Origin of the sequence: Erwinia sp. Eh17-17 (assembly GCF_039675725.1) — a bacterium.
Taxonomy (GTDB): domain Bacteria; phylum Pseudomonadota; class Gammaproteobacteria; order Enterobacterales; family Enterobacteriaceae; genus Erwinia.
Window position 1 is genome coordinate 91,573 of the sequence record NZ_JBDFQT010000009.1, and the last position, 14,640, is coordinate 106,212.

The window sequence follows — 14,640 nt, forward strand, 5'->3', positions numbered from 1 at the left end:
CTGAGTCTCTTACTTGAAATGCAGGACAGAAATCATGCTCGATCCCTCTTTTATCAGCTACGTTACCGTGATGTCGATTACTCCGGGTCCGAACAATATGCTACTGGCTACTTCAGGGGTGAACTTTGGCATCCGCCGCACATTGCCGATGGTGAGCGGTATTCTGATTGGCTGTGCGCTGCAAACGGCACTGGCGGGGTCGCTGCTGGAGGTTCTGCTGCAGTGGATGGGCGCCATCCGCCTGCCGCTGACGCTGGTCGGTTGTGCCTATCTGCTGTGGCTGTCGTGGAAAATTTACCGTTCCGGCGCGCCGCAGATGCGTGAGAAAGCGCGGCCAATGACCTTTATCGGCGGGGTGTTATTCCAGGCGGTGAATCCGAAAGCGTGGCTGATGGCGATCAACGTGGCGCTGATGTACACGGTGAACAGCAATATTCTGACGGTAATGCTCGGTTTTATGGTGCTGAACCTGCCGTGCATTTTGATCTGGGCGGTGATGGGCGATCGGCTGGGGAAACATTTGCAGGTCGCCTGGAAACTCCAGCTGTTTAACAGCCTGATGGCGCTGTCGCTGCTGGCAACGACGCTGTGGATGGTGGTGGAAGCGGTCCAGATGGCATAAAACGCCGGGCCGATCGCGGTGGGCGATCGGCCCGGTGGGCTTATTTACCGACCACGGAATCCACCACTACGGCGGGTTCGTCATTGGCGGCCGGGTTCATTGGCGCATAGTCCAGCTGCAGTATACGGCTGGTTTCGGCCAGCTCACGTTCGGTTGCGGCAACGTTACCATTCAGTTTCTGGCCATAGAACGGAATAATGGCCTTCAGTTTACTCTGCCATTCCGGCGACACCATCTGCTTTCTGAACACTTTGCTCATCAGGTCCAGCATGATTGGCGCGGCAGTGGAGGCTCCCGGAGACGCGCCCAGCAGGGCAGAGATGGTGCCATCTCCGGAGGTGACCACTTCCGTACCCAGCTTGAGTACACCGCCTTTTTCAGCATCTTTCTGGATGATCTGCACGCGCTGACCGGCTTTCACCAGGCGCCAGTCTGCTTTCTGCGCTTCCGGGAAATATTCGCGTACGGCATTCATACGGTCATCTTCATTCAACATCACCTGACCGACCAGATACTTCACCAGGTCGAAGTTGTCGAGGCCGACGCGCACCATTGGCATCAGGTTTGATGGCGTAATGGAGCCGAACATATCCCACAGCGAACCCTGCTTGAGGAACTTGGTGGAGAACGTGGCGAATGGCCCGAACAGCAGCACCTGTTTACCATCCAGCGTACGGGAATCCAGGTGGGGAACGGACATCGGCGGTGCGCCAACCGAAGCTTTGCCGTAGACCTTCGCGTGATGGCGCTGTACCACTTCCGGGTTGTCGGTGACGAGGAACTCACCGCCGACCGGGAAGCCGGCATAGTTTTTCGCTTCCGGAATACCGGACTCCTGCAACAGCGTCAGCGCTGCGCCACCGGCACCGATAAACACGTATTTCGTCCTGATGACGGTTTTTTCGTTATTGTTTTTCAGGTCGGATACGGTAACGCTCCAGGTATTGTCGTCGTTGCGTTTAATCGCACGGACTTCATGACGGGTCTGACGTTCAAAGTTTGGGCTCTTTTCGAGGGAGGCCACCAGCTGGCGCGTGATTTCACCGAAATTCACATCGGTGCCGGTAGGAATACGGGTCGCCGCGACTTTCTGCGTGCTGTCACGACCTTCCATCACCAGGGGAACCCACTCTCTGATCTGCGTCGGGTCTTCTGAGAATTCCATGCCGCGGAACAGGGTGCTCTGCTGCAGGGCAGTGAAACGCTTCTTCAGGAAAGCGACGTTATCCTCACCCCAGACGAAGCTCATATGTGAGACGCTGGTGACGAAGCTGCGCGGGTCGCGCAGCACATTGCGCTGTACCTGGTGCGCCCAGAAGCGACGGGAAATCTGAAACGCTTCGTTGATCTCCACCGCTTTCTTGATATCAACAGAACCGTCAGCGTTCTCCGGGGTGTAGTTCAGCTCCATCAGGGCTGAATGGCCCGTACCGGCATTATTCCAGCCGTTTGAGCTCTCTTCGGCCACACCATCCAGACGCTCTACCATGCCGATACGCCATTCTGGCTCCAGCTCTTGCAGGTAGGTTCCGAGTGTGGCGCTCATCACGCCACCCCCGATCAGTAATACATCGACGTGCTTCTCTACTGCCATTTTGCGCATGAGACGACATCTCCGTGTGATAAAGGAAATCAACATGTTAAGTAGAGAGGCAGGGTTGAGTTTTCTGCACCCCGTCTGACTGCTCTGCCCTGGTAAGGATTGCTGACGGCAAAAAACCACACCAACCGGATGTGTTTAATTGCTGTGCAAAAGCGTCAGAAATATAACATTGTTACGGGGTAATTAAAAAAGTGTTTAAAGATTAAAAATGAGAATGATAGGTCTTATAAAATAAGTAACATTTATACGAGCCGTTTAACGGCCCGTGATCTCAGGCAGGAGCCCCTGGCTAAACAGGGGGTAACTCGTTGAACCGTCAGCTATTAGCCGCGCGGAGCGCTGTCGGGGAGCTTGCGCAGACCAATCGCCAGCCGGTTGTAGGCATTCATCAATCCGATGGTGATTGTCAGGTCAGCGATCTCCCTGTCGCTAAATTCCGCTTGCGCCTGAGCAAAAACCTCGTCCGGAGCATTGGTCTGTGCGATCAGCGTCAGCGACTCCGCCCAGGCCAGCGCGGCCTGCTCACGCGTCGAGAACCAGTGACCGGCCTCACGCCATACCTGAGTGAGCACGATTTTATCCCACGGCATGCCGTCTTTGTGTAACGCTTTGGTGTGCATATCGATACAGTACGCACAGCCATTAATTTGTGACACGCGCAGAAAAACTAACTCGATAATCTCGTGTGGCAGGCCGCTCTGGGTTACATAACTGCTGACACCGGCCAGGGCTTTCATGCCTGCCGGAACCGTGGTGTAGAAGTCGATACGTTCGCTCATGGTCTTGTCCTTTGATGGGTTCAGACGCTATTTTCATCCGTTTTATGGGCTGCTTAAAGTGCCAGGAAATAACAAAATTAATGGTCCATCTGTCCCCGCTATGACGCTGCTGCGCCATTCGGGCCGGTCCCTGAGTGACCAAATCCGTGAGGAGTTCGCGCAGGCGATCGGCGAAGGGCGCATGTCACCGGGTTCCAGGGTGCCTTCATGCCGGGATCTGGCCGCTCAGCTTGGCGTGGCGCGGGGAACGGTGCGGGCGGCTTACGATATGCTGGTCGACAGCCAGCTGCTGGTGGCAAAGGGGGCCGCAGGCACCTGGGTCAGCGACATCCCGCAGCCCCAGGCCCGGAACGACGGGCAGGAGGCGACGGCGATCGCCCCGCTGGCAGCGATTGTTCATGCTTTTGACCGCCCGCCGCTGACGTTCCAGATGGGCGTTCCGGCCGATGATGCCTTTCCCGCCAAAGTCTGGTCGCGCATTCTGACGCGCCATGCGCGCGAAATGGTCAGCAAACCGATCGGCTATTCCGACCCGCGAGGCAGCCGGGCACTGCGTCAGCAGCTTGTCAGCTATCTGTCGATGGCGCGTGGTATGCGTTGCCAGGAATCTCAGGTGATCATCACCAACGGCTATGCCGGGGCGCTGGGGCTAATCTGCCTGGCGCTGGGCCTGCGTGGTCAGCGCGTGTGGACAGAGGACCCAGGCTATCTGCTGGCGCGCAGGGCGCTGGAAATGGCCGGGGTGGAAGCCGTTGCCATCCCGGTGGATGAGCAGGGGTTGTGCGTGGAGGAGGGGATGCGCCTGGCGGCCGATGCCGCTGCCGTACTGGTCACGCCAGGTCAGCAGGCCCCGCTGGGGATGACGCTGTCGCTGGAGCGTCGGGCCGCGCTGCTGGCCTGGGCGGAGCGCCGTGCAGGCTGGATTATTGAAGATGACTATCTCGGCGAGCTACAGCTTCAGGGGCGGGCGGCACCGGCGCTGGCGGCGCTGGACGGGGGGCGCGTCCTGCATATTGGCACTTTCAGTAAAAACCTCAGCCCCTCACTGCGGTTGGGCTATCTGGTGGTGCCAGCGGCTCAGGCGGCGCATTTTGGCGAGGCGGCGGCCCTGCTGGCACCGGCCTCATCCTTTGTGCTGCATAACGCGGTGGCTGAATTTCTGCACGAAGGACACTTTATGCGTCACTTACGCCGTATGAAGCGTCTTTATAGCGAACGTCTGCTGGCGATGCTGGCCGCGCTGCACCCTTTTTTCCCGCAGGCATCGCGGGCGGCGCTGGCGGTGATTATTGTGTTGCCGGCAGGCACTCAGGATACGCGTATCGCGCAGAAAGCGCTGGCGTATGGCATGGCGCCAACGCCACTGTCGGTTTGGTATCAGGATGAAAAGCGCTGTCGCTGTGGGCTGGTGTTGAGCGTGACGAATATGCCGTCTGGGGGATTTGTGAAGAGTGCGCAGCGTCTGAAAGCGCTGGTCGATGAATGGGGTTAAACCCTGCCCCGTAAGGGGCAGGGGGCATCATCAGGCTTTTTTCGCAGCAGCAGCCGCTTTAACGATCACCGCGAAAGCGTCAGCTTTCAGTGATGCGCCGCCCACCAGGGCACCGTCGATGTCTGGCTGAGCAAACAGCTCTGCCGCATTTTTATCATTGACAGAACCGCCGTACTGGATGATGACCTGAGCGGCCACCGCAGCGTCTTTCTTAGCGATGTGGTCACGAATAAATTTGTGAACCGCCTGAGCCTGAGCCGGGGTGGCAGACTTGCCGGTGCCGATAGCCCACACTGGCTCATAGGCCACGACCACGCCATTGAAAGCGTCAGCGCCCTGCGTATTCAGTACGGCATCGATCTGACGTGCGCAAACTTCTTCGGTTTTACCCGCTTCGTTTTCGGCTTCAGTTTCACCAATACACAGCACCGGGATCAGACCCGCAGCTTTCAGCACGGCGAATTTTTTTGCGATCAGCTCGTCGCTTTCAGCGTGGTAAGTACGACGCTCAGAGTGACCGATGATAATGTACTGGGCTCCCAGGTCTTTCAGCATGTCGGCAGACACTTCACCGGTGAACGCGCCGGACAGGTTAACGTCAACGTTCTGCGCACCCAGTGCGATATGGCTACCGGAAATGGCATGTTTTGCCTGATCCAGGTACATCACTGGCGGGGCAATCGCCACACCACAACCATCAACACCGCTCAACTCGGTACGCAGACCGGCGATCAGCTCGTTGACCATGTGCTTGTTGCCGTTCAGTTTCCAGTTACCCATAACTAATGGATGTCGCATTGTATCCTCCACGCTTAGAGAGTATTAAAGCTGCCAGCAGGCAGCATTGTCTGCCAGACAGTATAGAGATCAAACACCGGAAAGGCTTTGCTTTTCGTCATCCTTTAGGACTGTCGGCTCAGGGCATTCTTAACGCCAGTTTCAGCGGCTCGACGGCAAATGTTAAGCCTTTATCACCGTTATCAGCGACGATATAACGTAACGCCCCTTCAGTTTGCTGGTAAAAGCGTGAGCCTTTTCCTTTGGCCAGCAGGTCATCTGCCCGCTTCCGGCTCTGTTCATCGCTGAGCATCGGTTCAAAGTAATGAATCAGCGCGGCCATATACGCCACGGCTTTATCGCGGGAAGCCTTCTGCTCTGGGCCAGGTATCGGTAGCCAGGTGATCTGTAATGTTTTAATTTTTCCTGTGCCCTGTTCCAGCGCCGTCGACGAATAAATATTTTCGTTGATCTTGCTGGCCGCACGCGTCAGATTGCTCTTATCACCATGACCGTCAATGGCGCGATATTCACTCAACGGTAACGTTGGGTGGGCAGCATTATACTTTTCGCGAAACTGGCCGATAGTCATATCAAAGGTGGGGGCACCAGCTTGCAGGTAAGGCGCAGCGGGGAGATGTTCAGATCGGTCTTGTGGCTCTGGTGCCGCATGGACTACAGCGACAGTCACTGTGGCGAGCAGTACAATCCCTGCCCAAATCGCGTTCTTCATGTCAATGGCCCTAACCAGTAAACTCAGCCCAAGATTAGAACGGACAATGACCGGAAAAGTCAAAGGCACCTGGACTCTGAGATAAAAAATAATGACGTTACAGCAATGGTGTTTCTCTTTTCGTGGTCGCCTGGGAAGGCGTGATTTCTGGATCTGGCAGGCAGCCTGGATGCTGATGCTGGTGCTGCTGTTCACCTTAGCGGGCAATGGCTGGCTGGATAATCAGACCGCGGCGTTCTGCGTAGTCGCCCTGCTGTGGCCCACCAGCGCGGTGCTGGTGAAGCGCCTGCATGACCGCAACAAAGGCGGCCAGTGGGCGCTGCTGTTTATTCTGGCGTGGATGCTGATGGCCGGCCACTGGGCGATGTTGCCCGGAGATGCGCAATGGGTAGTGGGGCGTTTTATTCCGACGTTAATCATGGTCAGCATGGTCGTCGAACTGGGCGGTTTTTCCGGCACCGCCGGGGACAACCGCTTTGGTAAAGCGACGCAGTCGGTGGCTTTTCTGCGCCGCCGTACCCCTGATTACCAGTAATGCTCGCTGGTCATGTGTCCGGGTTTGCGCTTGAGATGTTTACGCATCCCGCGGCTCTCTTTTAAAAGCTGCTGGGTGTCACGCACCATCTGCGGATTGCCGCACAGCATCACATGACTGTTTTCCGCATCGATCGTTAACCCGGTGGCGGCTTCCAGCTGGCCACTTTCAATCAGCGCCGGTACCCTGCCGGTGAGTGAGCCAGGGCTCTCTTCGCGGCTGACTACCGTCTGGATCTGTAATTTCCCGCTATAACGCTGCTGTAATTCCTGCATCAGCGGCAGGTAGCTCAGGTCCTGTGCGTAGCGTGCAGCATGTACCAGCACGATATTGTTGAAGCGTTCCAGTCCCTTTCCTTCCTGCAAAATCGACAGATAAGGGCCAATGGCCGTGCCGGTTGCCAGCATCCACAGGGTTTCACACTCAGGCACTTCATCCAGCACAAAGAATCCCTGAGCATCCTGGGTAATCATCACGTCATCACCCGGCTTCAGGGCATGCAGACGCGGGCTGAGTTTTCCTTCCGGGACGGTCACCAGGTAGAATTCCAGATTTTCGTTACTGGGTGCATTCACAAAGGAATAGGCACGCACCACGCGCTCTCCGTCAATTTCTAATGCCAGCTTGGCATACTGCCCGGCAGTAAACGGATCGACAGGAGCTGTCACCGTCAGACTGAACAGGGCATCAGTCCAGTGGGTGATCTGTTTAACACGGGCATTGACCCATACGGCCATAAAAAACTCCTTTATTCGCTTGCGACATTGATTGGCGTCTCTGCGGCTATCTTCGCCAGCCATCGGGCTTTTTTCCAGCCAGTGGCACGGGTGAAAGCTCATATCGACAAAGTATGCGCACTATTTAAACGTAGCGTAAAATTTGTTTTACAGTTGCCATCGCTTTTGCTGACAGCCGGACGTGCGCTATTTAGTGCCGCCCCCTCGCTTTGTTACGTAATTCTGATATTTTCAGCGCCATTATGCCGTTCTGTCCGGCAGATCCTCTTCACTGAGTGATTTTCTCCCTGATTTATACTGACGCTGAGCGATGAAAAAATTAGAAAACGGGCATCTGTTAGTGATGCTGATTGCTTTACTGGCGGTCGGGCAGATGGCTCAGACCATCTATGTCCCGGCGATGTCGACCATCGCTGACGTCTTTCATGTGAAAGACGGTGCGGTACAGCGGGTGATGGCGGCCTACCTGATGACCTACGGTGCCTCGCAGCTGTTCTATGGTCCACTGTCGGACAGCATTGGTCGCCGCCCGGTGATCCTGATGGGAATGGCGGTGTTTATTGTCGGGTCGCTGACCGCGCTGCTGGCCAGCAGTCTGAACGGCCTGGTGCTGGGAGCCGCTATACAAGGGATGGGCACCGGGGTGGCCGGGGTGATGGCTCGCACCATGCCGCGTGACCTCTATTCCGGCAGTGCGCTGCGCCATGCCAACAGCCTGCTGAATATGGGCATCCTGATTAGCCCGCTGGTCGCCCCGCTGATCGGGGCCGGGCTGACCCACCTGTTTGGCTGGCAGGCCTGCTTCGCCTTTTTACTGCTGCTGTGCCTGATGGTGAGCGCGGCGATGCTGCGCTGGCTGCCGGAAACCCGTCCGCCAGGTCAGCAGACGCGCCCGCTGTTTTCCCGCTACCGCCCACTGCTGGGCGACAGCAGCTTTGTGCGTTATCTGGTGATACTGATTGGCGCGCTGGCCGGGATTGCGGTATTCGAGGCCAGCTGCGGCGTGCTGATGGGTGGCGTACTCGGCTACAGTAGCCTGGCCGTCAGCGTGTTGTTCATTCTGCCCCTGCCTGCGGCATTTTTCGGTGCCTGGTTTGCCGGGCGCAGTGATAAACCGTTCACCAGCGTGATGTGGTATGCGGTTAACAGCTGCCTGCTGGCGGGAGTGATGATGTGGATCCCCGGCTGGCTGGGGGTGATGAATCTGTGGACGTTAATTGTGCCTGCGTCGCTGTTCTTCTTCGGTGCCGGGATGCTGTTTCCGCTGGCAACGACGGGGGCAATGGAACCCTGGCCTTATATGGCGGGCACCGCCGGGGCGCTGGTGGGGGGGTTACAGAACCTCGGCTCCGGACTGATCGCCTGGCTGTCAGCTCTGCTGCCGCAGACCGGGCAGTTCAGCCTGGGCATGCTGATGTTTGCGACGGCGCTGCTGATCCTGCTGTGCTGGCTGCCGCTGTCGAAGCGCCCGCAGGCGCACGCGGTATAATTGTGCAAATTATTGGCAAGGGCGGACCGCAAAAACAGGTCCGCCCTTACAGGATCTCGTAGGGGGCGGGCATGCCCGACCCGGGTTTTACAAAATATACTGATGCAGGCTTTCGTCTTTCAGATCGAGGTAGTGAATCGACTGAATGCGACGAATGGTGCGCGACTTGCCGCGGATCAGCAGCGTTTCGGTGGTCGCCATATTGCCCTGACGCGTGATGCCTTTTAGCAGATCGCCGCTGGTGATCCCGGTGGCAGAGAAGATCACGTTGTCGTTGCGCGCCATCTCTTCCAGCTTCAGCACCTGACCCGCAGCAATCCCCATGGTACGACAGCGCTCCAGCTCTTCTTCACCCAGGCGACGATTCTCCGGGGTATCGCCTTTGACGTCGTGACGGGCCAGCAGGCGGGCCTGCATATCGCCATCGAGCGCGCGGATCACCGCTGCCGACACCACGCCTTCCGGCGCGCCGCCAATGCCGTACATGACATCCACTTCACTGTCTGGCATACAGGTCAGAATTGAGGCCGCCACATCGCCGTCCGGGAAGGTAAATACGCGTACGCCCAGCTGTTGCAGGCTGGCGATGATGGCATCATGGCGTGGCTTCGCCAGCAGCGTGACCGTCAGCGCGTTGAGAGGTTTGTTCAGTGCTGCGGCAATACGAATCAGGTTCTCTTCCAGCGGCAGATTGAGGTCAATGGCGCCTTTGGCCCCCGGACCAACCACCAGTTTCTCCATGTACATATCCGGTGCGTGCAGGAAAGTTCCTTTATCTCCGACCGCCATGACGGCCAGGGCGTTAGCCTGCCCAAGCGCCGTCATGCGGGTACCTTCGATCGGATCAACGGCAATATCAACGGCATCACCGTTGCCTGTGCCGACTTTCTCGCCGATGTACAGCATCGGGGCTTCATCAATTTCCCCTTCGCCAATCACGATCTGACCGTCGATATCCACTTTGTTGAGCATAATGCGCATCGCATGCACGGCCGCGCCGTCTGCGGCGTTTTTATCGCCACGCCCCAGCCATTTATAGCCAGCCAGTGCCGCCGCTTCAGTGACGCGGGAAAATTCAATCGCCAGTTCTCGTTTCATGACATGCCTTTAGGAAACTAATCAGGCGGGAAGTTTATCACAGGGAGCCGATCGGGGAAGGGAGATACCCGTGGTCAGGCGACCACGGGTTGAAGGGCTTACTTATCGTCGGCCTCTTCCCATGCCTGCGCACGGGCGACCGCTTTCTTCCAGCCCGCGTACAGCACGTTACGCTGGGTGGTTTCGATGCTTGGGCGGAATTCACGTTCAATCACTGATTTAGCGCGAACTTCGTCCAGATCTTTCCAGAAGCCCACTGCCAGACCCGCCAGATAAGCGGAACCCAGCGCGGTGACTTCACGTACTTCAGGACGCTCAACGCGCGCACCCAGAATGTCAGACTGGAACTGCATCAGGAAGTTGTTGGCAACGGCACCACCGTCCACACGCAGCGATTGCAGGCGGGTGTTGGCATCGTTCTGCATTGCTTCCAGCACGTCACGAGTCTGATAGGCAATTGACTCCAGCGTAGCGCGGATGATGTGGTTGGCGTTAGCGCCACGGGTCAGGCCGAAGATAGCACCACGGGCATACGGGTCCCAGTATGGCGCGCCCAGGCCGGTGAATGCCGGCACCATATACACGCCGTTGGTGTCATTCACTTTCGTCGCGAAGTATTCAGAGTCGGTAGAGTCATTGATCAGCTTCATCTCATCACGCAGCCACTGAATCGACGCACCGCCGATGAACACGGCGCCTTCCAGCGCATAGTTCACTTCGCCACGCGGGCCGCAGGCAATGGTCGTCAGCAGGCCGTGTGTCGAGGTCACGGCCTCGGTGCCGGTGTTCATCAGCATAAAGCAGCCGGTGCCGTAGGTGTTTTTCGCCATTCCCGGCTGGACGCACAGCTGGCCATACAGCGCTGCCTGCTGGTCACCGGCAATACCGGCGATAGGGATACGCGTACCGCCTTTACCACCGATGTTGGTCTGGCCGTACACCTCTGAAGAAGATTTCACTTCAGGCAACATTTCACGCGGGATATCAAGGATTTCCAGCATGCGCTGATCCCACTCCAGCTTGTGAATGTTGAACATCATGGTACGTGAGGCGTTGGTGTAGTCGGTGATGTGAACCCGTCCCTGCGTCATTTTCCACACCAGCCAGGAGTCGACGGTGCCGAACAGCAGCTCACCACGGCGTGCGCGCTCGCGCGAGCCTTCTACGTGGTCGAGGATCCACTTCACTTTGGTGCCGGAGAAGTACGGGTTAATCACCAGCCCGGTGGTGTGGCGGATGTACTCTTCCAGGCCTTCTCTTTTCAGTTTTGCACAGTAGTCAGCGGTGCGCGGATCCTGCCAGACAATGGCATTATAGATCGGCTTGCCGGTCTCTTTTTCCCAGACAATAGTGGTTTCACGCTGGTTGGTGATACCAATAGCGGCAATCTCGTCAGAGTTAATATCTGCATGCGCCAGCACTTCAACCAGCGTTGAGCTTTGCGAGGCCCAGATATCCATCGGGTCGTGCTCAACCCAGCCCGCTTTCGGGTAAATTTGCTGGAACTCACGCTGAGACACCGCAACGATGTTGGAGTCATGATCCAGAATCACGGCGCGGGAGCTGGTGGTTCCCTGGTCGAGTGCGACGATATATTTTTTTTCTACGGTCATAATCAATTCCTGATGGTGTTAACAGTGAGCAGGATTACGCTTTACGCTGTGTGGTGCCGCGTGGTGCTGATTTTTCCTGTTTTTCCACAACCTTACCCGGAAGGTTGTTGGCAATCAGGATGCGGTAGCCAAAGGCACCGAGGCTTGCACCGACCAGCGGGCCAAAAATCGGAACAAGGAAGTAAGGAATATCGCGAGCACCAGTGAAGGCAACATTACCCCAGCCAGCCACCCATGCGAACAGTTTGGGTCCGAAATCACGCGCCGGGTTGAGGGCGAAGCCGGTCAGTGGACCCATCGCTGCACCGATAATGGCGATCAGGAAACCAATCAGCAGCGGTGCCATCGGGCCACGCGGCAGGCCGTTACCATCGTCGGTCAGCGCCATAATCAGGGCCATCATGATAGCGGTAATCACCATTTCTACCAGGAACGCCTGTCCTACGCCGATGTGCGGGTTAGGGTAGGTGGAGAAGACGCCCGCCAGGTCGAGGCTTTCAACGCTGCCGCGCACCATGTTGTGCGTCTGTTCGTAATCGAGGAACAGGTTGTGATAAAGGCCGTAAACCAGTGCCGCTGAGCAGAATGCACCGGCAACCTGCGCGAGAGTATAAGGCAGTACTTTGCGGCCTTCGAAATTGGCGAACAGCCACAGAGCGACGCTGACGGCAGGGTTAAGGTGAGCACCTGAAATACCTGCGGTGAGGTAGACCGCCATCGCAACGGCCAGGCCCCAGACGATACTGATTTCCCACAGGCCGAAGCTGGCGCCAGCGACTTTCATGGCGGCAACACAGCCAGCGCCAAAAAAGATAATCGTGGCGGTGCCGAGAAACTCAGCGATGCACTGCCCTTTTAGTGTGCTTGTAGCATGACTCATGATGAAATTCCTGAAGGCGAGGTTAAGTGTCAACGATCTTAGTTTTGCTTCTTCCATGAACCAGCCCAATCTAATGTAGGACTGATGTGAATTTATCGTTAACGAGCATAAACGAGAAATAGCGAACTTGAAATTTGTGTTCTCCGTCATAAAAATGAGCGTTTTCGCGTCTTTTTGCTTTCCGGAAACGGCGATATGCGCGTTTCATCGCGTGTGAAATGCGCAATTATTTAACCACGGTCTTACAAGCGGGTGAGTAAGATGTTACTGAAACCAGGTCTAGACTGAAAATTGTTACAGACTGCGGCCCGGTTGGGTTCGCTGCTGGACTTGAGCTTCCGCTCTACTTACAATCGGAGCATCGTTGTTATCCGCGGAATGCCGGTTCATTCCTCACCCCTGCGGCTAGCATCATCAACGCCCTGCGATTAGGAGAGGTTATAGACATGTCATTTGAAGTATTCGAGAAACTGGAAGCGAAAGTGCAGCAGGCGATTGATACCATCACGCTGTTGCAGATGGAAATCGAAGAGCTTAAAGAACAAAACGGTCATCTGAACCAGCAGGTTCAGCAGGCAGCAGGCAGCAGCGATGCGCTGGTGCGTGAAAATCAGCAGTTAAAGGAAGAACAGCATGTCTGGCAGGAACGTCTGCGGGCTTTGCTGGGAAAAATGGAAGAGGTGTAATGCTGCGCCTGGCGTAAAAAGCAGGAAGCAAGCAGAAGACGGGTGCCCTGGGGCACCCTTTTTTATGTTCGTATTTATTCGATGTCGAGTGGGTCTTCAGACAGGATGATACCGGTGTTATCGGCATACAGGTGGTCTCCAGAGAAGAACGTCACCCCGCCGAAATTCACCCGCACGTCGCTTTCGCCAATCCCTTCGCCAGCGGCACCGGCAGGGATCGCGGCAATCGCCTGGATACCAATATCCAGCTCTTCAAGGTCGTCGACCTGGCGCACGGAGCCATACACCACGATGCCTTCCCACTCGTTTTGCAGCGCCAGCCCAGCCAGTGCAGCATCAACCAGCGCACGGCGCACCGACCCGCCGCCATCAACCAGCAGAACGCGGCCACGGCCGTTCTCCTCCAGCAAATCATACAGCAGCCCGTTATCCTCAAAACATTTTACCGTGGTGATCTGCCCGCCAAACGAGGCACGCCCACCAAAGTTTGAGAAAAGCGGTTCAACGACATTCACATCTTCATGGTAAATGTCGCACAGTTCTGACGTATCGTATTTCATAGGAGGTTTCGTCTGTTGGCAACTGAGGCCTGAAGTATATCGCTTAAAGGCCGCTGTTGGCAAAATCATCAATTGTTAAAAGTTGCGATGGGTCAGGTATATCGCAACTAGCTTAAGAGCAATCCTGCGGCAAACAGGACGTTGATTAACAGCGCCGTTTTGACCGTTTTCTCCAGCATCGGGCGCATCGCCAGCGCACTGTTTTCCCGCAGAATGAAGCGGCCCTGTTGCCACAGCAGCGGCGCAGCCAGCAGGAACAGCCAGCCTGTTAAAGGCAGGCCCGCCGCGCCGCTGTACAGCGCGAAACAGGCCAGTGCAGCACTCAACAGCAGCGCGTGATAGCAGCGGGCACCGTGCGCGCCCAGGCGGACGGCGAGCGTAAATTTGCCATTCTGCCGATCGCTGTCGATGTCGCGCAGATTGTTGACGTTCAGCACCGCCGTTGCCAGCAGCCCGCAACCGCTGGCAGGAAGCAGCAGTAACAGAGCGATCTGGTGCGTTTGCAGGTAATTGCTGCCGATGACGCCCAGCCAGCCAAAGAAAATCATCACTGACAGATCTCCGAGGCCAAGATAACCATAGGGCTTTTTCCCCACGGTGTAGGCAATCGCCGCCACCATTGCCAGCGTACCCATCGCGATAAACCCCAGGATATCAGCAGGGGACCGGCAGGCCCGCAGGATCAGCAGCAGGCCACAGCCGGTGGTGACGACGACGGTGAGTATCAAGGCAATGCGCATCTGTTCTTTTGTTATCGCGCCTTTTTGCATTCCGCGCAGCGGGCCAATCCGCTGCGGGGTATCACTTCCTTTCAGCGCATCGCCATAGTCGTTGGCCAGATTAGAGAGGATTTGCAGCAGGATCGTGGTCAGCAGCGCCAGCAGGGCGATAGCGGGGTCAAAATGACCCTGATGCCACGCCAGTGCACTGCCGGTAATAATCGAAGCACAGGCCAGCGGCAGCGTGCGCAGGCGCAAACTTTCCAGCCAGGCCTGGGGCATTGAGAGGGGAGAAGCCAGTTGGCTATTTTCCATGA

15 protein-coding genes are annotated in these 14,640 nt (G+C 56.7%); 5 read left to right on the forward strand and 10 right to left on the reverse strand.

Annotated elements, in window-relative coordinates:
- Nucleotides 1-34: 34 nt before the first annotated feature.
- Nucleotides 35-622, forward strand: a complete 588-nt coding sequence (locus ABEH87_RS18935; RefSeq protein WP_346578612.1) for a LysE family translocator — start codon at nt 35-37, stop codon at nt 620-622.
- A gap of 40 nt (nt 623-662) precedes the next feature.
- Here the strand turns inward: ABEH87_RS18935 and mqo are convergent, their stop codons facing one another.
- Nucleotides 663-2,261 carry a malate dehydrogenase (quinone) gene (mqo, locus tag ABEH87_RS18940; protein ID WP_346578613.1) on the reverse strand — a complete coding sequence of 533 codons (1,599 nt, stop codon included), beginning with the start codon at nt 2,259-2,261 and terminating at the stop codon, nt 663-665.
- 287 nt (nt 2,262-2,548) lie between these two features.
- The gene (locus ABEH87_RS18945) at nt 2,549-3,004 is read right to left on the reverse strand and encodes a carboxymuconolactone decarboxylase family protein (protein ID WP_346578615.1); all 456 of its coding nucleotides are present in this window, start codon (nt 3,002-3,004) and stop codon (nt 2,549-2,551) included.
- A 58-nt stretch (nt 3,005-3,062) separates the two neighbouring features.
- Between ABEH87_RS18945 and ABEH87_RS18950 the strand changes: the two genes are divergently transcribed.
- Nucleotides 3,063-4,496: a PLP-dependent aminotransferase family protein gene (locus ABEH87_RS18950; protein ID WP_346578616.1), complete on the forward strand. Its 1,434-nt coding sequence runs from the start codon at nt 3,063-3,065 to the stop codon at nt 4,494-4,496.
- Between the two features lie 30 nt (nt 4,497-4,526).
- Here ABEH87_RS18950 and tpiA read toward each other — a convergent pair whose 3' ends face one another.
- The gene (gene tpiA, locus ABEH87_RS18955; RefSeq protein ID WP_346578618.1) at nt 4,527-5,294 is read right to left on the reverse strand and encodes a triose-phosphate isomerase; all 768 of its coding nucleotides are present in this window, start codon (nt 5,292-5,294) and stop codon (nt 4,527-4,529) included.
- Nucleotides 5,295-5,412: 118 nt separating this feature from the next.
- Nucleotides 5,413-6,006, reverse strand: a complete 594-nt coding sequence (locus ABEH87_RS18960; RefSeq protein WP_346578677.1) for a YiiQ family protein — start codon at nt 6,004-6,006, stop codon at nt 5,413-5,415.
- A gap of 91 nt (nt 6,007-6,097) precedes the next feature.
- Here ABEH87_RS18960 and ABEH87_RS18965 point away from each other — a divergent pair, with 91 nt between their 5' ends.
- Entirely contained in the window at nt 6,098-6,541 is a 444-nt protein-coding gene (locus ABEH87_RS18965; protein WP_346578619.1) for a DUF805 domain-containing protein, read from the forward strand.
- Here the strand turns inward: ABEH87_RS18965 and fpr are convergent.
- Nucleotides 6,532-7,278: a ferredoxin--NADP(+) reductase gene (gene fpr, locus ABEH87_RS18970; RefSeq protein WP_346578621.1), complete on the reverse strand. Its 747-nt coding sequence runs from the start codon at nt 7,276-7,278 to the stop codon at nt 6,532-6,534. The genes ABEH87_RS18965 and fpr overlap by 10 nt on opposite strands.
- Nucleotides 7,279-7,588: 310 nt before the next feature.
- Between fpr and emrD the strand changes: the two genes are divergently transcribed.
- Complete coding sequence (gene emrD / locus ABEH87_RS18975) at nt 7,589-8,767, forward strand: multidrug efflux MFS transporter EmrD (protein ID WP_346578622.1); 1,179 nt, start codon at nt 7,589-7,591, stop codon at nt 8,765-8,767.
- Between the two features lie 87 nt (nt 8,768-8,854).
- On the opposite strand, the gene glpX is transcribed toward emrD, so the two are convergent.
- From glpX to ABEH87_RS18990, 3 genes are all read right to left on the reverse strand, one after another.
- Nucleotides 8,855-9,865: a class II fructose-bisphosphatase gene (glpX, locus tag ABEH87_RS18980; RefSeq protein WP_346578623.1), complete on the reverse strand. Its 1,011-nt coding sequence runs from the start codon at nt 9,863-9,865 to the stop codon at nt 8,855-8,857.
- 98 nt (nt 9,866-9,963) lie between these two features.
- Entirely contained in the window at nt 9,964-11,478 is a 1,515-nt protein-coding gene (glpK, locus tag ABEH87_RS18985; protein ID WP_048914275.1) for a glycerol kinase GlpK, read from the reverse strand.
- Nucleotides 11,479-11,512: 34 nt separating this feature from the next.
- On the reverse strand, nt 11,513-12,358 hold the full coding sequence (locus ABEH87_RS18990) for an MIP/aquaporin family protein (protein ID WP_346578624.1): 846 nt from the start codon (nt 12,356-12,358) through the stop codon (nt 11,513-11,515).
- Nucleotides 12,359-12,804: 446 nt separating this feature from the next.
- Here ABEH87_RS18990 and zapB point away from each other — a divergent pair, with 446 nt between their 5' ends.
- A complete protein-coding gene (gene zapB, locus ABEH87_RS18995; RefSeq protein ID WP_062746814.1) occupies nt 12,805-13,044 on the forward strand; it encodes a cell division protein ZapB in 240 nt (79 codons plus the stop codon).
- Between the two features lie 74 nt (nt 13,045-13,118).
- Here zapB and rraA read toward each other — a convergent pair whose 3' ends face one another.
- Entirely contained in the window at nt 13,119-13,604 is a 486-nt protein-coding gene (gene rraA / locus ABEH87_RS19000) for a ribonuclease E activity regulator RraA (RefSeq protein WP_346578626.1), read from the reverse strand.
- Nucleotides 13,605-13,711: 107 nt separating this feature from the next.
- Nucleotides 13,712-14,638, reverse strand: a complete 927-nt coding sequence (locus ABEH87_RS19005; RefSeq protein ID WP_346578628.1) for a 1,4-dihydroxy-2-naphthoate polyprenyltransferase — start codon at nt 14,636-14,638, stop codon at nt 13,712-13,714.
- Nucleotides 14,639-14,640: the final 2 nt, after the last annotated feature.